This window comes from Abyssisolibacter sp. ZYX002 (assembly GCF_056892235.1).
This window is the reverse complement of record NZ_JARMXH010000001.1, coordinates 355,622-373,665: the sequence shown is the minus strand read 5'-3', so window position 1 is coordinate 373,665 and position 18,044 is coordinate 355,622. Positions and strand designations below refer to the sequence as shown.

Sequence of the window (18,044 nt, the reverse complement as noted above, 5' to 3'; positions counted from 1 at the left end):
GTTTTATCAACTAAAACAACTCCCCCATACTCTCCACAATCTGCAACACCATAACCACCATATACATCATAATAAAACACCCTAACATCATCATAGAATACTTCCTAATCTTTGATGGTCGTTTCATGACTTCTGCTTTTAATCTCTGTAATTCTAAATGCTTGAATTTATATGATAACATCTGAAAATATACAATGTTGTTATCACCTTCAATAGTTCTTACAAGACCCCTTATTACATCTGACAATATAGTACTCCCTATCCTTGTTTCAAATCTCTTCAATGCACTTTCAAGGTTTCCTGATTTCATATCTGCTGTTGTTATCTCTAATTCTCTTTTAAATAGACCTGTGGAATTTTTCTTATATGTCTCAAGTATAGATAATATATCTCTACTGTTGTGTAATTCTTGTGTTAAGGTATTTACAAAACGTGGTAGTTCATATTCTATAGCATTTTTACTCTTCCTAAGTAGTTCATTAGCACTACCTATTTCTTTTAAGTATACTAATATTGCTAAAATTAGAATTACTGGTGATAGTAAAGGTAATATTAAAAGAGAAGGAATAATACATACAAATACCATTCCTGCTTTTACATATGCTTTGGCTATAAATGTTTCGGGCGTCAGTTTAATATTTGCTGATTCTAAAGTCATTTTTAATTTACGTATTTTACTGTCTCCTAGCTTTATATATCTACCAAGCTTTGTTGATAACTCTAATATTGTAACTTCAAGTATATTAGGCTTATTAATACCTTTTTTACTTACTGCTAAATATGCCTTATTTGCTCTTTTTGTTGGTACTTTTAATAAATCTACTAGTATTAAAAAAAGCCCTATGCTAAAGCACAGGGCAAATAATATCAATATCTTTATCAAGTTTTTTCCTCCTTATTGTTCATTCAGTTTCATTAGTATTTTTACTTTCTGTATATTTTAACAATTCATTATAATGAAATGCTGGATTTTCTGAATCATACTCTAATTTTTTATCTCCCAAGTACAAGTTTTCATTCTTATATATTAGCTCCATTCGCTTCATACCTTCTTCATCGCCATTTTTAGTGGGAAAATCAAAACGTATAAGGTTATCTTTTAACTCCACTTCTGATTTATATGCACCAATAACAGCCAATCCACTACCATATCCCATAATAACAGCATATTTTGTGTCCTTTTCTTTTAAAAAGTATATACCATATCCAATTCCAATAGAGCAATCATCATAGTTACTCCACTCCTTATTTTCAATCGCACTCCATACTTTATCTTCTGTTATGTCAGTTGTTTTTTCTGTTAGACAAACAATATCATTTAGCTTTTCCACTTTAAACTTAATATTATCCTTTGCATGGATTACACTACTATTAGTTTTAATATTTATACCCAAGTTGCTAGGGTATCCTATAATCTCGCATACTACTTCTTTATCTTTTACAAATACCAAATGTGGCATGCCTTCGTTTACCGTTTCACTTACATTGGCTTCAAATCCAATAGTCTCTTTAACCTCTTCTTTTGAGGTATACGGATTAAATGAATATACCAACTCCCACTCAAAAGGTGTAATATTATTCAACATAACCTCTTTTTCATTTTCTAAACCTTTTATTCTCTTTATTAGTTCCTTTATATTTTTATTTTGTTGTGATGTACATCCTACTGATAAAATTAGACAAGCTATAACTAATAATAGTTTTATTTTTTTCATTATGTAGAAACCTCCTATTCTATTTTTTAGATTTCTTTATAAGCTTTTCTGCACAATCTATTGATTCTATAAAGTGCTTCTCTACTGTTGATAATTCATTCTTAATTTTTTCTTTATATTTTTCATATTCGAGACTGGCTTTCTCTTTAGCCTCAGCATGACTTATTTTACCTGCATGGTTCAGTATCTCATTATCAGTCATTTTCAAGAAATCATCTAGCTTTGTTAACCAATCTTTCATATACATTGGCTTTTTTCTAATAGCCTGTAATTCTGCAAATTCTAAGTATGCTGTAACTATTCTATTGAGTATATTAATTTCATCTTCCTTTAGATAGTTCTTAGCTATTATTGTATCTGATTTTCTTGGTCTATCTCCTGCAAATATGGTCATTCCCATATAGGGTAATTCAGAATTTGCTCTATTATATATAATCTCTGCTGCTGTATGACCATGTGCTGCCCAGTGCATTTTATTTTGTATGGTTTTAAAAAATATAATGGAGCTTTCAACCTTCGGATCATAGTCAATGCTGGTAGCATAGATATCTAGCACTTTTCTCCAAAATACTTTTTCTGAAGAACGGATATCTCTAATTCTTTCTAGTAATTCATCAAAGTAATTGCCACCACCAGCTTTTTTAAGAAGGTCATCATTCATTGTGAAACCTTTGATTATGTACTCTTTAAGTCTTTCTGTTGCCCATATACGGAATTGTGTACCTCTGTGAGATTTAACTCTGTAACCAACTGATATTATTACATCAAGATTATAATGCTTTACATCGTATTGCTTTCCGTCTGTAGCAGTTGTTGCAAAATTTGCAACAACTGAATTTTCGTCTAATTCTCCTTCTTTAAAGATATTGTTTATATGTCTTGATATTACTGATTTATCTCTTTGAAACAATTCAACCATTTGTCCTTGTGAAAGCCAAACTGTTTCTTTTTCCATTGTTACCTCAATTTTCGTTTGTCCATCTTCTGTTTGGTATATAATCATATCAGATTTATTTATATTCATTATTCATCACACCAACCTTAAAAGTATTATTGTTTTAATTATAATCTTCTTTTATTGTTTTTTCAAAGATTAAACATTTTATTTACCGTTTGTACTCAACAGGTTTACTAAGTCTTACAACTCCTGCTATTGAAATGAATAATACTACTGTACATATAGCAAGCGTGCCTTTACCAACTGATGTGTACATAAGTGATTTATACCAATCTCTATTTAGAAAATATATAAGTGGTATGTTAGCTATTTGTAGTGCTGCCATTATCATAAATTCTTTTATTGGTTCGTATAACATGTTATCAAGTTCTGCTGATACTATTCTCATATCTGATAATTTTGATACTATTGGAGTTAGTGTTGATTTTAGATTCTTATCTTCTTGACAATCTATTACTGCATCTACCCATTGCCTAAATACGTCACTATCTATTTTATTACTGAGCTTTTCTAGTGCCATTTTTATGTTAGAATTTATGAGTTTGCTATCTGCTAAGAATGACATAAATATATCTTGTACTGGTGGATTGATGTAATCTATATTTTCTTCTATGGCTGTTATTATGCTGTCACATCTTAAATATGATGTTGTTAGAACAGACAGTACTGTTTCTAATTCTTCATTGAGTTCATTTTTCCACTTGGTTGATATAAGCTTTAGATACCAAAATGGAGTAAGTGCAAAACTTACTCCTAATACTGGTATTAATAGCATGTTGCCTATAATTATTGCAAATAGCATACCTAGTACTGATAATATAAGCGATACCAGTGTAATAAAGTAAAACTTACTTTCTTTCCCTGTCATTCTCAATATATCTTTTGTTTCTGTTATTAATAATTTGATTCCTCTTATCTTTTTCTTGTTGGTTACTGTTAGTACTTTCTTACGCATACTCTCTTTCTTCTTTTTTATCTTAATAGATTTTATTTTATCTATTAATTCTATAGGTGATATTTTAAGTAATATAAATAAGCCTATTATCATCAATATAAAGGCTAATATCAACATACTATTCAATCTTTCCACCTCCAACAAACTTACTAAGTTCTGTTTTAGACATTCCGTTTTCCATCAGCCTTCTCTGCATTGATGCTGATATATCATTTACTTTTTTATATCTACCAACGATCTTTAATTTTCCATTAATCTTAGTGTTTTTTATTATGTTGTATTTATATAGCGACTTAATTTCTCTACTGCTATCTTCTTTTATTAGACACTCTGTTATTTCCATTATGTGCCTTGTGTTGTCCTCTAATTTCTTGCAAAATGCAATTATAGGAAAAGCTTCTGTTACTAAATTATATAATGTTTTATCATCCATATCGTATCTCTGTTTACATAGTGTTACCATACGATAGTATGTTGCTATACAGCTACTGGCATGAATAGTCGTTGAAACTCCGTGTCCACTTCTAGCAGATTCTTGTGCATAGAATGCTTCATCACTTTTCATCTCTGCTACACATATATAATCTGGATTAACTGTTAGCGCTGTTTCTAGCAATTTTGCCATTGTTATAGCTTGGTTTGGATTATCACTATGTCTTGTTACGGTATGGATAACATTGTTTATTACTTCTCCTTTATCATTTTTCTTTACTAGGTTAAACTCACGAGTCATGTTCTCTATAGTGAAAATCCTTTTATTATCAGGAAGTGTAGAAAGTATATAACTCATCAATGTTGTTTTACCACTTGATGTTGCTCCTGTGAAGCAAATACTCTCTCCATATCTATGTGCTAATGATAAAAAATCTAACATCTCTTCACTCGCTGTCTCATTATTAACAAAATCCTCTTTTGTAAGTTTTCTTGGATTAACAATACGAATTGATACTGATACTCCAACGTCTTTATCTACTATCCCCTTGGCTATTGCTGTAATCCTTATCTTATCACTTAAATGTCCTACTACTATTGGCTGTGAACTATCTAATATCATACCACTTTGATGAAGTAATCTTCTTATAACATCCATTGCATGTGTTGGTGAATTGAAATGTTCATCACAAGGTATTATTTCACCATTTGAGTAAGTTATCTTTATATCGTTGTAGCTGTTTACATTTATTTCTTCTATATCGTCTCTTTCAAGATATTTTGTAAGAAAACTGAACTCAGCCATCTCTATATAAAGCCTATCTATTAATGTTGTTATTGTAAATCCATCTACCTTTATCTCATAATCTTCTATGTATTTCTTTATATATGCTTTAAGTTTTATTTTACTGTTTTCTATACCATCATCTGAAATAAGGATTGCATAGTTAGTTGAGATATGCTTTTGTACACGCCTTAGCACTTCTGAAAAATCCATATACTTACTCATAATCATCTTGCTCCTTTTTCTTTATAAATTGGGGTAACTTAAATGATATTTTAAACTTTTTATTTGAGCTATCTGACTTAGTTTTATTCTGCTTTTCTTTCTTGCTCTTTTTATTTTCTTGTATCTCTCCTGTAATTTTTACCATCAACTTATCAAGACTCTCATTGTATTTTAGACTTTGTTTCTCAACTAACTTATTGATTAAAAGCCCTTCTATATATTGAGTTTGTATTTCTTTTGTATATGGTAAATCACAGAATATATCTCCGTAGTGATTAGATATAATTGACTTAGGCTCTATATCTTCTATCTTGGCTAATACCTTAATATGATTACTTAGGTTATATGACTTATCAGATAGTATTGGGAACATCGACTTAAAGTAGCTTATTGCTTTTAAATCACTCCCACATAATCTTATGACTTCATCTGCTAGTTTTAGTGATGATTGAGATAGTATATCAGATTGGATAATGGAAGTAGTGTCTATTATAAGATAATCTGCAATATGTGAGAGATTAACAATTAACTCATTTGCTCTATCAACTGTATATTCTGCATATGTTTTATAGTTCTCACCTTGTCTATATCCTAGAAATGCAATATTCTTATTTTCCTTTAGTGTTATTAGATTCTTAAGTATTTCTTCTTGGGTTAATGTAACCATTTCAAGTAATTTGCCCAGTGATTTATTCTCATCTTTTGCATATGGAAGTATTGTCCCAATAGGTGGAGCTATTATATCTGTTGATAGTATAATAACGTTATTGTTTTTTGATAACATACTTGCTAATTTTACTGCTAAGGTTGTCTTTCCACTGTTAGGACTACCCCATATGGTAATAATCTTACTCAATGGTATTCACCTCCGATTTATCTGTATTGATTTTATTTATCGATTCATCTGTAGTACTCTCATTATCATTTTTACTTGATACCTCTTTTAATATCTCATCTTGCTCCATTAAAAAAGCCTTTGTATTTTCGCTATTTCCACGATATACAAAGGCTAAATGTATCTTCCCATTAGTCTCAAGGTCTGCAAGCATGATTGCTTGTTGTTCTGATACTTTTAATGTTACTGTTGTTGGTAGTTCTTTTTCTTCTTCTTTATTTTCTGATTGATCCATATCGTATCCAGTACCTAAAGTAACTGCTAATACTTCAACATATTTTAATTCTATTGGAGATAGTGTTTCTTTCTTCTCTCCATAGTCAGCTACATATACAGATACAATATCACCGTTTTGTAACTTTCCTGATACTCCACTTGCGAATGTTCTTAATGTTACTGATATGGCTCGTTTAATTCCATTGAAGTTCTCTAAGTAACCGTATTCAGCAAGAGGTATATCTGATAGCTTGGAATTCAAAATATAGTCACCTCTTTTCATGCTAGTAGTTACATACTTACCTATGATGTTTTCTTTGCATTTAATAACTCCATGTGGCAAATTGTATCCACCTACTTCAATAGTTAGTATCATGTCTGATGTTATTATGTCACCTACTTTAATGTCTTTTGTTACTCTTACTATTGTTACTTTGTTTGTTACTGCTTTGTTAAACATGGGTGTTAATCCAAAGCAAATTAAAAGAGATAGCACTATACAGGCTATCCCAAGGGTGGTTCTGTTTTTTAGTTTTTTCATATTTACCTCCACTACTTTTTTAATAGTTGCTCAAATAATTAAGCAGTTATCTCACCCTCCAAACGAAGTTATTCATCTCTTACTTAGTTAGCTTAATTTTCATCATATTTTTTAGTTAAAGAGTAAACAAATAAGGCTAATATGATAACTCCTAATATAGATTCTGATATCATTAATATTTTAGGCAACATTCCTCCATCTAGTAATTCATCACTATACCCAAGTGTCGTGAAAGTCATGCCAGAAAGATATAGTTTATTTCCAAGAATACTTAATCCTTTGCCTAACAATTCTTTTATTTCTAATAAAAACAAAACTAGCGCATAAACAAATATTATCGTAATTGTAGCACATAGTGTTTTTAATGGTTTATAACCATATCCGCATGTCCACTTCAGAAATAAGTATGGAAATTGCTTGTACCATTTTATAGATTTTCGTTTTAATTCATATAGGTCATAGCAAGTCTTATTATAAAGCTTATTATTCTTTTCAGATTTTGCACTTATTTTAATTATTCTTAATGAGTTTTCGTCCACTTTAATAAAAGATGAATAATTAAAAAAATATGCTTTCTCTATATGAACTAAACTAATTTTTATATTTTCTATCTTGCAATTATCATCGTTAAATACTTTTTCTATTGTAGATCTTGTAATATCAATATCATTATGTCCATTAGCTAAACTTAAATTTGCAATTTGTGATCCATTACCAATCTTCATAATATCAATTTGACCTTTTAAGTCTATGAAATCAACTCTACTTTTACTAATAGTTAGCATGTACATATATTGCCTAGCATTAATGCTTTCACATTTACATTCCGTAATATTATGTTTATTACCACTTTTTTCATTCCTTTTAGTCCTAATGATTATTTTATTTATAGTACACCCTGTTATCTGACTATCTGTATTATCAAGTTGCAAATTATTCAATTGGAATCCATTTATAATTAATTTCCTACAATCACACATTAATATCTTACCTATTTTTATAATGCTAGGTTTTATGCTCAATATATCCAATTCCTTATCAAAGGATAAAAAACTTATGAATTCATAAGAGGATTCTATATAAAATTGAAATCTCTCAATATTTACGTCTGTACTTTTTATATTATGCTGTTCATATAACTTACTTTCTACATCTCTTTGCATTATACCAAATGAATTTTCCATTACAGTTTCAGAATCATTTGTCTTACTTTTAACCTCTATAAATACTTCTTTTACACCCAAATTCTCAATAACTATTTTAATCAATATTTTTCCCATTAGAACATCTCCAATTCTTCAAGTATCTTATTCAATATTTTTATATAACTTAATCATATTACATAACGGTTTAGCAACGAATGTAAATGATAGAGTAGTAAGGACACCACCCATAAGAAATACTTTTTGATATCCTATGAAGTTTTTGCTCGTAGACCCACACCCGTACCTTGTGCAAACGCCTTACTTTAAAACGTAAATTTATTGAATTACCTTTATTTCATTTAAAAAACTTCAAAATCCTTCTCAATGTTAAAATAAGCTATATACATACCTACCTTATTAAGTTCAAATTTTTTTAGGTAATTATGGCAAAATAATTCTAAATTATTGTGTATGTTGGGGTATTTTTCTATTTTATTAATGAGTCTATTTTTCACTTCTGGTGTAAGAGATTTCATATCATATTTACTTATTGTTATTGTATTATTATTCTCTTTAAAACCTATATGTTCAATACCAAATTCTTTAGGATATTCAGTTAATAATTTAATACATAAAGCATTATTTTCCAGACTCAGACTAGTATTTTTTCCAAATGACCAATCTTTATAATCAACAAAATTGGTATAATAGAGGTTCATCTTATTTGGACTCACATTGCCTACTCCTAAACTTTGTAAGTATAGTGAGTAGTATATACCACCTTCAATACCTGAAATATCTGGTAGTAATTCAGTATATTTATTAAGCATGTTAAGCAGATTCTCTAAATTGCTTTGTCGCTCGTGATCGTCTAGCAAGAGCTCTATAACTTCTTTATCACTTACATTGTTAATTTTCATGAAATAAATATCTATTAAATAACATATTGTCAGAAAATTTATATCTCTTATATCCATTTTTTCAATGATACTTAATATTAAGTTGTAAAATATATCTTCGTCTCTGGATTTTTCTTTGAAGTACTTGCTAATGAGTACATTATGTAATATTTTCATAATATCTTCTTGCTTACTATAAGCATATGTTTTTTGAGCATTGTTAACATCTATCGAGAACTGAGGGTCTTTTAAAACTTTTTCAATATTTTCAATCTTATTTTCTAGAAAAAACATTCTATCAATAAATACTCTATTAAACTTATCTATTCTAGCCTCTACCTCTTCTTTTGCTACATCTAGTAGCTTTACCGAGTTTTCTAAGTATAGTTGTTTTTGTTGAATCAGCATTCCTTGATAGTAATTGTGCATTTCACAATTTTCACCAAATAGAGCTTTTTTCCATGCTTCACCAAAAAAACGCTCAACTATATCTGGATAACTTTTTAACATTTCAGATAAACTATCGCTATGGTAAAGCTCAAATTTTATGCCCATACTATTCAACTTCTCATGACACTGATCATACTGATCTGTTAATCTTGTATCATCACATTTGCACGATAAACATACAGCAAATGTATTTGTTTTTCCCACCCATTTTCCTTTGCAAAAATAATCAACAATATCATTTAGATTGATATCTGAAGATTTTTGATATCTCTTGACTTGCCATAGTATTCTACTACCATCCTTGTTAAAATACAAATCTATTCCTTCTTGTTTTTGCCCTTTTCTACCATATATTTGTGATGTCTCGATACAATCCATTAGTCTACTACCAAAAATATAGCATAATCTTTCGAAATTTTCCCATGACAACCCACTAAAGGGTAACTGTTGTATCCTTGTCTCAATTGGTATTCCCACATTACTAACACAAGGTTCTTCTAATAAGTACTCTGCAATTTTATCACACATATTTATCTCCTTATCATAATTGATTTAAACTCACTTTACTACCACTTACCTTGTAGTGCGATTATAACAAAAATAAATTTATGTCTTATAATTCATTATTTGCGACATACTAAATTATTAACAACAAATAACCTATTCCCATATACGGTACTAACTCAAACTTACCACTATATTCCGTCATTTTATATCTAAAGTATAACATATTTGACAATATTGCGAAAGATAATCCAATAATACTTCCAAACAATCCACCATAAAAACCCATAAAAAACGAGCAAGCACCAACAAACTTAATATCACCTCCACCCATAGATCCTTCTTTAATCAGTGCCACTACCAAAAACGGTAATGGCACTAATATGAGTCCTAATATTGATGAAATCCAGTCTATTTTAATCAGTGCTAGTATCATAATCATCACATGCACTTTATCTGGAATTATCCTTGTCTTTATGTCACAGTAACTTGCATATATAATCACTAATAAAAACAATACATTTTTAACTATTAAGATGCTCATATCTATATCTCCATCTCAAATATCAATTCATCTTCCATCTGCTCTGCTGTTTCTGTTATTGTACTTTTTAAATCATCTAACATTGAACAATCATTGTCTAACCATTCTGTATATATAGATGATAAAGGACACTCTAGTTTATCTAATACTTCGAGTGTCCTCTTATCTATTTCTTCATTTTCTATTATCATGACTAATTCTTGTTTTACTGTTATCTCATATGCTCTGTCTATTATTCCTTCTGGGTGTAGTTGCGATATCTCCTGTAATCTTTTTTCTAACTCTTCTTTCATCTTTTCACATACTCTTTCTTTTAGCTCCATGCTTATCACCTCAATATATATTTATTTGATAATCTTCCTCCATCTTCTGTATACCTACTATGAATTAAAATATATTTGCTTCTCTCTAACCTTCTAAGATTTTTTCTTACTGTTGTTTTGTGAATCCCTAATATCTTACTTATCTTCTTTTGAGATATTGTTATTTCCCCATCTTTATCTGCTAATTCACTTAATAACATGTATATCATCTTACCTGACATACTTACTCTTATTTGTCCTGCTACTTTGAATTCATTTATTTTATCTCCCATCTTTTCTCCTATCTAATCCATAGACATAGTTATACTTCTTTTGTCTGAATTGATATTTTAGTATAAATCCCATCTGATCTACTACTGAGATATTTGTGTTATCTTTTGTTAGCATTAGTACACTTCCTGCTACTGCTATTAGTATAAATACTATTGTTGTTACTGTATTTTGGGTAAATAAAAATAGCAGTGCATCTATTACTCCTGCTATCAACGTTATTAATATTGTTTTTAGTAGTTCTTCTTTTGCAAATCCATTGAATATCTCTTTTCTTAGTTTTAATCCCTGCGGGATATATAGTGGTTTTTCTCTCGCCATTTTATCACCTCTAGGTATAATATATTGTAATCAAGTCTTTAATTAAATAACAACATTCTGCTAGGATATAAAAGACTATTACATTTCTTATTCTCTTCTTATATACTTTTTCATTTTCTTCATCTGTCCCCATCATTATAAAGCAATATACTACTCTAAATACTGTACCACTCCTTATTAATATTAGTAGGACATTTGATAGTTCTTTTAATATATCCATACTATCACCTACTTTTTAAAAAGTGTTTTGCTCATCTGATATATTCTTGCTGATGAATATATTTTGTTACTTAGTCCTCCACCTTGTCCTCCTGATATTATTAAGAACTCTTGTAGGAACTTTGGTGTCTTTATTGCTAATACCATGCTTGCTACTCCCCAAAATACGTGTGCATTTAACATTAGCCCTACTCCTAATTTTGCTAATGTTATCTGTACTAATACTGCTAGTGTACTTTGAAAGAACTTTTGTATATAGCTTTTAAATACGTTACTATCTGCTCTATCCATTAATCCTACACATGCTAATGGTAAACCTATTCTTAGTATCATTATCTCTAATCCCCTTGTTAGGAACTGTATGTATAATACAAAGAAACAGATAAAGAATATTAGTGATATTATTCCTGTGAATAATCCTGCTGAAGCTATTCCTGCTATTACTGTTTCAAATGATATGGGCATCCCCTTTGATATTAGTGATATTAGCTTGTTTGACATATCTTCTATTATTCTTGCAAGCCATCCATACATTGATTGAAAACAGATGGCTATCGCCAGTGCTTTTAAAAATCCAATAAATAAAGTTGATGGTTCATCGGATGAATCACCATCATGCCAAAGGATATACTTATTGAATCCATTTTTAAGGAATTTCAGTATTATGAGTGATACCCCAAATCCAAAGAATATATCAAATATTGGCTCTATTGCATTTGTCCCTAACAGTGTATCCATGTATCTTTCTGAATAAAGTACCATTGGTACTAATCCTTCTAAAAGGGTATCTACATAAGCTAGACACCCCGATAGTATTGCTGATATTAGGAGCATTATTACTGTTGCCAAGATAAAACCTCCTTAGTACTGTACCTTGCAGTTCTATATTTTTAGCCATTATAGTTAAACATATTAATTATTCGTTGTTTAAGTTGAGGTAACACTGTATTTTCTAGTAATGCATATAGTCCTGCTAATATTAATGCTCCAAGTACTACACTGATAAGTACTGTTATTGCTGTATTTAATGCTCCTTCCCCTTTTTTATCTGTTAACGCTATCTTTGTCTTTATATACATTCTTATTGCTCTTTCTTGTAATTTTCTCATCTTCTTTTCTCTCCTTTAATTTTGTATTCATAATTAATCTATTGCTCTTAAACTACTTATAGTAACCAACTATAAGGTTAATAATTGCACTACCTAGAACTGCTCCAATTACTGAGACAATGGCTGTTATTATTCGATTATTCCAACGTTTTTGATCCTGCTCATCTGCTCCACTTCTTCTTATAAAGAAGTAGATAACTAATAACCCACCAACTATCGGTGCTAGTATCATAAGCCATATTGTCGCATCATTTATCATATTTTCTGTTCCTGTTGCTATCTTACTTTTTCCTATTGCTCCACCTGTTGCTAATACTTCTTGTGCATTAAAAAACAACATCTGTGCTATTGCAATTGCTGTTATTAATCTGTTTTTTGCTTTTGTCATTATTGATTTCCTCCCATCTGCATATATTTTATTTCCTCTTTCTTCTTTGATGCTAATACTTTTGATGTACTCATCTGCTCTTTGTGAAATTCCCACACGTTCCAAAGGTCTATTTCATTTACACTTTCTCTTTCTTCTCTTTGGCTTTCTCTAAATTGTCTTATCTTACGGTTATATTCTCTACTTCCTAACCCAAATAGCTTGTTAAAACTCCATTTTGATAAATCAGGTATCTTCATCATTGCAGGATGTGTACGTGATGTTATCAATGCATATGGTCTACTTATTAATTTAACTTCATCTGTTGTTAGTAAAGCTCTATGTGTTAGATTTGTTGAATGTGATGTTGATGGTGTGGTGTATTTGGCATGTAAACTACTTAATGAATAAGTTGATACTGTGTAATTACCTAGTTTTTTTGATATCTCTTCTAATGTACCTAAATCATCTGCTTGTAGGTAAATCCAAGTCTCACAGTTACTTTTTATTGTCTTTGCTACTTCTTTGTTGTATGTTTCATCTAATTGTCCAAAGTCTTGTATAAACAATGAGAATCTTATCCCTCTTCCACCTCCTACTGTTAGTTTGTTAGCAAAGTCAGGTATTTTTGTGAAGTTGCCAAATTCATCAAGAATGAAGTTTACTCTATTTTCTAGCCTACCACCTCTTTCATCTGCTACTTTTACAAGTGACATATAGCATTGGTTTACAAATAGACTAGCCAGACTATAATAGGTACTTTTTTCATCTGGTAGGATTATAAATAATGCTGTTTTCTTCTTGCTTATGTCTCTTGGATTAAAGTCACTTTCACTTGTCATTGACCATATTAGTGGATTTGTAAATAGTCTTAGATTAGTTAATGCTGAGGTAAAGAAACTACCTCTTGTCTTGCTTGGTGCTACTTCTGATATTGATAGTAACCCCCTAGCAGGGTGTGAACTTGGAATTGTTTTTAGATAATTTTCTAATGGCATTTTACCATTAACTGTTTTACACATCTCTGAAATGAAGTAATATACATTACTCATGTTCTGATATTTTCTATCTGGTTCTTTACGATTATCATATACTACTGACATTATAGCTGCTGCTATGATACTCGCCTCGCCATTTGACCAGATCTTTTCGTTATGACTATCTTCTGGAACTAGTGCTGCTGTTAAATCCCATGTTGCTTCTACTGCTCTTGGTATATCATCTTCATCTATTGCATCTATTATTGGCTGTAGGAAGTTATATCTCTCTGCTTTTAGTGGATTCTTAAAATCTAATGCTATTACTTCATAACCTAAGTATTTAAGAAACGGTGCTGTGTAGTTATATAGCTCAGATTTTGGGTCAGATATAATGATACCTTCTCCTGCTAATGCTAATATACCTATAGTTTCAAGTACTATACACCTTGATTTACCACTACGAGTTGCTCCAATACAAAGAGTGTGGGTATTATCATCAATATAATAGACACGTTCTTTTCTCCCTTCTTTTTTATATCCTACTACTATACCTCCACTTTCTATCGTTTTATCTTCTTTGGATTCCTTAGTGTCTGTTTGTTTTGCATAAGCATTTTGGTTTTCTTCATATAGCTTGTCTTCGTATTCTTTAGCTGTATGTGTTTCTTCGTTTTGGCTATCATCTATCTCAACTCCTTTTTTCATATTACTTACTTCATTCTTTGCTAATCTTTTTAGATTTTTCATTGTCTTATCGTTTTTGTCTAAAGCTACTGACTTAAAATGTTCGTCTTTCTCTTTATCTGTAAGCCATCTTGCTGAACCAAACTGTCTCTGTCCTGCTGATACTGGTGTCTTTATCATTGGTGTTATTTCTATTAACTCACTTTGATATGGTTTATGATTTAGGATGAAATAAAAAATAGCCATCAACAGGACGAACCCCTCAAAGGCTATGAATAGCAGTAAATGTTCTTTGGTATTTATCATGCTTGTAATTATCTGAATCAATCCAAATATCTGTAATGTCTTAATCTCTCTTTTTAATAGAAAGTGAAGATTTGTTGTGAACACTAGATTAAGACATGTACCTAATATAAATATGATAATACTTAATATTAACTTGTTCTTTTTATCCAACCTTTTTATCACCTCCTACATCTCTTCACCTCTACTTTTTTCTTTATCCCAATTTAGACCTTTATTTTGTTTTGCATTTAATATATCATCTTGTTTTGATGTACTTTCCATACTGCTTAATGGGTAATTATTTTGACTGCCATCCATTGAATTATCGCTTTCAATCAGTTTAATAGCTGATAGTAGATTCTCAAATTTCGCATCCGCTATACGTTTATCTTGTTGCTGAATATTTAACTCAAACCTCTTTTTTAATGCTTCTTTTGTAAATATCTCTGGTGGATATAACTTTCTATTCCTACATTTATTACCTTTCGGATTTATGAAGGTAATATATTTTCTGTTATCTGTCCAATTCACTTGATATCCTAATTTGTTTAATTTGAATATGAAGTCTTCTCTTGAAGTTGCATATTTTCTAACTTCTTTAACCGCTAGATATAGTTCATATTTCCAGCTCCTTTCCTTCGCTTTAGACCTATACTCACCTCTGTTTAAATGCATCCCTTTCTTTCCATGCGTTATCATAAGATTATATTTTCTACAGATTTGATCTGAATAATCTTTGAGTTCTTGTAATTCTTCTTTACTCATCTTCCACTTCATACCATCATGTAAATTTACTGTATTAAGAACAAAATGCGTATGTAGATTATCTGTATCTGTATGAGTTGCGTATACTACTTGGAAACCATTAAATTTATGGAATAGTACTAATTCATCTGCTATAGCTTTTGCTGTCTCTGGTGTTATTTCTTCTTTATCTGAGAATGATTGAACGAAGTGTATGTATTGTCTACCTGTTTCTTTATTGTAGTTTCTCTTGGTCATAATGAAATCATTATATGCGTTATCAGCATCACAGTTATATCCTCCATATAAACCTAACTTTGTTTTATCATCTCTTAAAATATACTCTATAACACGTCTTAGCCCTGTATACGTCTTGTTTCTTCCGTTAATAGTCTCAATAATTGCCATATCTCATGTATCTCCTCTTTTATTGGCTTGATATCTATGGTAGTTAGTTTGCCTTGATGTGTTAGTATAAGTGCTTGATTAAGATTAGTTCCTAACTTTGATAATTGATGTGTATGTTCTTTAAGTCCGTTAAAAATAGTAATATCCCTCTCAAGTGCTTGGAGGGATACATATTGGCTAATATTCATTTTGGCTTTTAATGCTTTTCTCTTGATTTTACGATACTCTGTATCGGTCACTCTAAGATTAATTCGTTTTTCTTTATTCAGTATAATCAGCTTCTTTCTAACAACAAAACTCAAAGTAAATAGATACCTTGAGCTTTGGATTTTTATATTTATGTTTTTGTAATTATAATTGGTAATCTAAACCTTCAAAATTAAATTTGATGGAATGGCATAACATGTTTATACACTTGCAATCCATACCTTTGTAGTCTGAGATTGACTATATGAATGGAAACTTCTTGCAAAAGTATAATTGTAAAATCTAGAAAATAAGATTCATTATATCTATCAATGTTATCAGGATCAAGTCCACTCATACTTGACACTTTATCAATAATATCTTTACCATAGTATGCATAACCAAGTTTGTCTGCAAAATAGTTTCCAACCTCACCTCCACTTCCATATTATCTACTAATTGTTATGATTTGACTAATAACTAATCACTCCTCACTCTAATAGTTGTAAGTTTTTCTGTATCTAGATATGACAAATATAGATACAAATATTGTTACTACCTCTGCAAATGGCACAGATAACCAAATACCATTTTCACCAATAATCCGTGGGAAAATAAGTACGAAAAGGACAATGAAGAATAATGTTCTAATAAAAGATACAATAGCTGCTATTTTACCATTTGATAATGCAGTAAAAAGAGCTGATGCAAATATATTTATCCCTTGTGGCAAAAACGAAAGTGCAAATAGTTTTAACCCTGATAATGTCAAATTATATGCTTCACTACCATCTGCTAAGTACATTCCAACGATGAAATCCGATCCAAATTGTGTGAGTATATAAATAATTATCCCCCATGTAAGATTGATTAATAAACTTAACCTTATCACGGTTCTTAAACGATCTGGTCTATTTGCTCCATAATTAAAACTAATTATTGGTGAGACACCTTGTGAAAAACCTAAGAAAGCAGATTGGAAAAGATATTGTGCATACATAATCACACCTACAGCTGCAACACCAATTTCCCCCGAAATCCCTAAAATGATGATATTGAATAGAAATGTTGTTATAGTTCCTGCTAGTCCAGTAACCATTTGAGATGAACCAAAAAAACATGATTGCATTAAAATTTTGCGGTCCCATTTCGGCATCATAAAACGTAAATTTTTCTTCTTAGTTCTTGAAAAATATAACAAAAACGTAATTGAAGGTATTGAATAACCTATCCCAGTCGCAAGTGCTGCCCCCGTAACACCCATTTTCATATTTGCTATAAAGACGAAATCCAATATCATATTTGTCACTCCGCCAACAATACCTATTATGAAGCCAAAATATGGTCTCCCATCAGCTATAAAGAACATCTGAGAAGTAAGAAGCAATAACAGTAATGGTGCAAAAAAAGCTAATGTTCGAAGATACGTTAAAGAATATGGTGCAAGAATGTCTGTAGCTCCAAAAAAACCAATTATCTGCTCTGTAAAGATTGTTCCTATAAAAGCTAATACTAATCCAATTATAATTGTAAATAATGTAATCAAACTTAGATTACGACTAGCAAGTTCAGTATTTCCTTCGCCCATTTGTCTAGAAAGAATTGCACAACCACCAGTCCCTATCATTAATCCAATCGCAATGACCAATGACGTCCAAGGAAACACAAGGTTTATTGATGCAAATGCATTTTCATTAACAAAGTTTGCAACGAAATATCCATCTACCGCTGAATAGAGTGACGAAAACATCATCAATAGAACAGTAGGGATAGTAAATAGAAGTAATGATCCTATTTTAAAATCTTGATCTAGCCAAGAACTATCCCCCCAATCATGTTGTGAATTCCAATTTTCATTTTCTGAACACATAGTATTCCTCCTCAA

At 30.5% G+C, this 18,044-nt stretch carries 21 protein-coding genes; all 21 read right to left on the bottom strand.

From position 1 onward, the window contains the following. Positions 1 to 10: 10 nt before the first annotated feature. Entirely contained in the window at positions 11 to 883 is an 873-nt protein-coding gene (locus P3X86_RS01775) for a secretion protein F (protein ID WP_483290906.1), read from the bottom strand. A gap of 19 nt (positions 884 to 902) precedes the next feature. Then, positions 903 to 1,715: a hypothetical protein gene (locus tag P3X86_RS01770; protein WP_483290905.1), complete on the bottom strand. Its 813-nt coding sequence runs from the start codon at positions 1,713 to 1,715 to the stop codon at positions 903 to 905. A 19-nt stretch (positions 1,716 to 1,734) separates the two neighbouring features. Then, entirely contained in the window at positions 1,735 to 2,739 is a 1,005-nt protein-coding gene (locus P3X86_RS01765) for a virulence RhuM family protein (RefSeq protein ID WP_483290904.1), read from the bottom strand. Positions 2,740 to 2,821: 82 nt separating this feature from the next. Then, positions 2,822 to 3,745 carry a type II secretion system F family protein gene (locus tag P3X86_RS01760; protein WP_483291726.1) on the bottom strand — a complete coding sequence of 308 codons (924 nt, stop codon included), beginning with the start codon at positions 3,743 to 3,745 and terminating at the stop codon, positions 2,822 to 2,824. Between the two features lies 1 nt (position 3,746). Further along, positions 3,747 to 5,069 (bottom strand): ATPase, T2SS/T4P/T4SS family, encoded by a 1,323-nt coding sequence (locus tag P3X86_RS01755; RefSeq protein WP_483290903.1) that lies wholly within the window; start codon positions 5,067 to 5,069, stop codon positions 3,747 to 3,749. Further along, positions 5,062 to 5,925 (bottom strand): ParA family protein, encoded by an 864-nt coding sequence (locus P3X86_RS01750; protein WP_483290902.1) that lies wholly within the window; start codon positions 5,923 to 5,925, stop codon positions 5,062 to 5,064. Before P3X86_RS01750 ends, P3X86_RS01755 begins: the two co-directional genes overlap by 8 nt. Further along, the gene (cpaB, locus tag P3X86_RS01745; protein WP_483290901.1) at positions 5,918 to 6,721 is read right to left on the bottom strand and encodes a Flp pilus assembly protein CpaB; all 804 of its coding nucleotides are present in this window, start codon (positions 6,719 to 6,721) and stop codon (positions 5,918 to 5,920) included. Before cpaB ends, P3X86_RS01750 begins: the two co-directional genes overlap by 8 nt. A gap of 92 nt (positions 6,722 to 6,813) precedes the next feature. After that, entirely contained in the window at positions 6,814 to 8,001 is a 1,188-nt protein-coding gene (locus P3X86_RS01740) for a hypothetical protein (RefSeq protein ID WP_483290900.1), read from the bottom strand. 224 nt (positions 8,002 to 8,225) lie between these two features. Continuing rightward, on the bottom strand, positions 8,226 to 9,743 hold the full coding sequence (locus tag P3X86_RS01735) for an LPO_1073/Vpar_1526 family protein (protein WP_483290899.1): 1,518 nt from the start codon (positions 9,741 to 9,743) through the stop codon (positions 8,226 to 8,228). 109 nt (positions 9,744 to 9,852) lie between these two features. Continuing rightward, positions 9,853 to 10,263 (bottom strand): prepilin peptidase, encoded by a 411-nt coding sequence (locus tag P3X86_RS01730; protein WP_483290898.1) that lies wholly within the window; start codon positions 10,261 to 10,263, stop codon positions 9,853 to 9,855. A 2-nt stretch (positions 10,264 to 10,265) separates the two neighbouring features. Continuing rightward, positions 10,266 to 10,586 carry a DUF3848 domain-containing protein gene (locus P3X86_RS01725; RefSeq protein WP_483290897.1) on the bottom strand — a complete coding sequence of 107 codons (321 nt, stop codon included), beginning with the start codon at positions 10,584 to 10,586 and terminating at the stop codon, positions 10,266 to 10,268. A gap of 5 nt (positions 10,587 to 10,591) precedes the next feature. Further along, a complete protein-coding gene (locus P3X86_RS01720) occupies positions 10,592 to 10,858 on the bottom strand; it encodes a helix-turn-helix domain-containing protein (RefSeq protein WP_483290896.1) in 267 nt (88 codons plus the stop codon). Continuing rightward, positions 10,848 to 11,177, bottom strand: coding sequence for a hypothetical protein (locus P3X86_RS01715; protein WP_483290895.1), 330 nt, complete (start codon positions 11,175 to 11,177; stop codon positions 10,848 to 10,850). The genes P3X86_RS01720 and P3X86_RS01715 overlap by 11 nt, the downstream gene beginning before the upstream one ends. Before the next feature lie 10 nt (positions 11,178 to 11,187). After that, positions 11,188 to 11,397, bottom strand: a complete 210-nt coding sequence (locus P3X86_RS01710; RefSeq protein ID WP_483290894.1) for a mercury transporter — start codon at positions 11,395 to 11,397, stop codon at positions 11,188 to 11,190. 8 nt (positions 11,398 to 11,405) lie between these two features. Next, the gene (locus P3X86_RS01705) at positions 11,406 to 12,245 is read right to left on the bottom strand and encodes a conjugal transfer protein TrbL family protein (protein WP_483290893.1); all 840 of its coding nucleotides are present in this window, start codon (positions 12,243 to 12,245) and stop codon (positions 11,406 to 11,408) included. Between the two features lie 41 nt (positions 12,246 to 12,286). Further along, positions 12,287 to 12,475, bottom strand: coding sequence for a DUF6133 family protein (locus P3X86_RS01700; protein WP_483291725.1), 189 nt, complete (start codon positions 12,473 to 12,475; stop codon positions 12,287 to 12,289). Positions 12,476 to 12,557: 82 nt separating this feature from the next. After that, positions 12,558 to 12,893 carry an Mbov_0395 family pilin-like conjugal transfer protein gene (locus tag P3X86_RS01695; RefSeq protein WP_483290892.1) on the bottom strand — a complete coding sequence of 112 codons (336 nt, stop codon included), beginning with the start codon at positions 12,891 to 12,893 and terminating at the stop codon, positions 12,558 to 12,560. Beyond that, entirely contained in the window at positions 12,893 to 14,992 is a 2,100-nt protein-coding gene (locus P3X86_RS01690; RefSeq protein WP_483290891.1) for a VirD4-like conjugal transfer protein, CD1115 family, read from the bottom strand. Before P3X86_RS01690 ends, P3X86_RS01695 begins: the two co-directional genes overlap by 1 nt. A 15-nt stretch (positions 14,993 to 15,007) precedes the next feature. Next, a complete protein-coding gene (locus tag P3X86_RS01685) occupies positions 15,008 to 15,973 on the bottom strand; it encodes a relaxase/mobilization nuclease domain-containing protein (protein WP_483290890.1) in 966 nt (321 codons plus the stop codon). Next, a complete protein-coding gene (locus P3X86_RS01680; protein ID WP_483290889.1) occupies positions 15,922 to 16,275 on the bottom strand; it encodes a plasmid mobilization protein in 354 nt (117 codons plus the stop codon). Before P3X86_RS01680 ends, P3X86_RS01685 begins: the two co-directional genes overlap by 52 nt. A 380-nt stretch (positions 16,276 to 16,655) precedes the next feature. Further along, positions 16,656 to 18,029 carry an MATE family efflux transporter gene (locus P3X86_RS01675; protein WP_483290888.1) on the bottom strand — a complete coding sequence of 458 codons (1,374 nt, stop codon included), beginning with the start codon at positions 18,027 to 18,029 and terminating at the stop codon, positions 16,656 to 16,658. Positions 18,030 to 18,044: the final 15 nt, after the last annotated feature.

Excerpts from the sequence above, each read along its gene's own strand:
- P3X86_RS01765 (WP_483290904.1), bottom strand. The coding sequence starts at position 2,739 with ATGAATATAAATAAATCTGATATGATTATATACCAAACAGAAGATGGA.
- P3X86_RS01720 (WP_483290896.1), bottom strand. The coding sequence starts at position 10,858 with ATGGGAGATAAAATAAATGAATTCAAAGTAGCAGGACAAATAAGAGTA.
- P3X86_RS01700 (WP_483291725.1), bottom strand. The coding sequence starts at position 12,475 with ATGTATATAAAGACAAAGATAGCGTTAACAGATAAAAAAGGGGAAGGA.
- P3X86_RS01725 (WP_483290897.1), bottom strand. The coding sequence starts at position 10,586 with ATGGAGCTAAAAGAAAGAGTATGTGAAAAGATGAAAGAAGAGTTAGAA.
- P3X86_RS01755 (WP_483290903.1), bottom strand. The coding sequence starts at position 5,069 with ATGAGTAAGTATATGGATTTTTCAGAAGTGCTAAGGCGTGTACAAAAG.
- P3X86_RS01695 (WP_483290892.1), bottom strand. The coding sequence starts at position 12,893 with ATGACAAAAGCAAAAAACAGATTAATAACAGCAATTGCAATAGCACAG.
- P3X86_RS01760 (WP_483291726.1), bottom strand. The coding sequence starts at position 3,745 with ATGTTGATATTAGCCTTTATATTGATGATAATAGGCTTATTTATATTA.
- P3X86_RS01735 (WP_483290899.1), bottom strand. The coding sequence starts at position 9,743 with ATGTGTGATAAAATTGCAGAGTACTTATTAGAAGAACCTTGTGTTAGT.
- cpaB (WP_483290901.1), bottom strand. The coding sequence starts at position 6,721 with ATGAAAAAACTAAAAAACAGAACCACCCTTGGGATAGCCTGTATAGTG.
- P3X86_RS01675 (WP_483290888.1), bottom strand. The coding sequence starts at position 18,029 with ATGTGTTCAGAAAATGAAAATTGGAATTCACAACATGATTGGGGGGAT.
- P3X86_RS01710 (WP_483290894.1), bottom strand. The coding sequence starts at position 11,397 with ATGGATATATTAAAAGAACTATCAAATGTCCTACTAATATTAATAAGG.
- P3X86_RS01715 (WP_483290895.1), bottom strand. The coding sequence starts at position 11,177 with ATGGCGAGAGAAAAACCACTATATATCCCGCAGGGATTAAAACTAAGA.
- P3X86_RS01740 (WP_483290900.1), bottom strand. The coding sequence starts at position 8,001 with ATGGGAAAAATATTGATTAAAATAGTTATTGAGAATTTGGGTGTAAAA.
- P3X86_RS01685 (WP_483290890.1), bottom strand. The coding sequence starts at position 15,973 with ATGGCAATTATTGAGACTATTAACGGAAGAAACAAGACGTATACAGGG.
- P3X86_RS01730 (WP_483290898.1), bottom strand. The coding sequence starts at position 10,263 with ATGAGCATCTTAATAGTTAAAAATGTATTGTTTTTATTAGTGATTATA.
- P3X86_RS01770 (WP_483290905.1), bottom strand. The coding sequence starts at position 1,715 with ATGAAAAAAATAAAACTATTATTAGTTATAGCTTGTCTAATTTTATCA.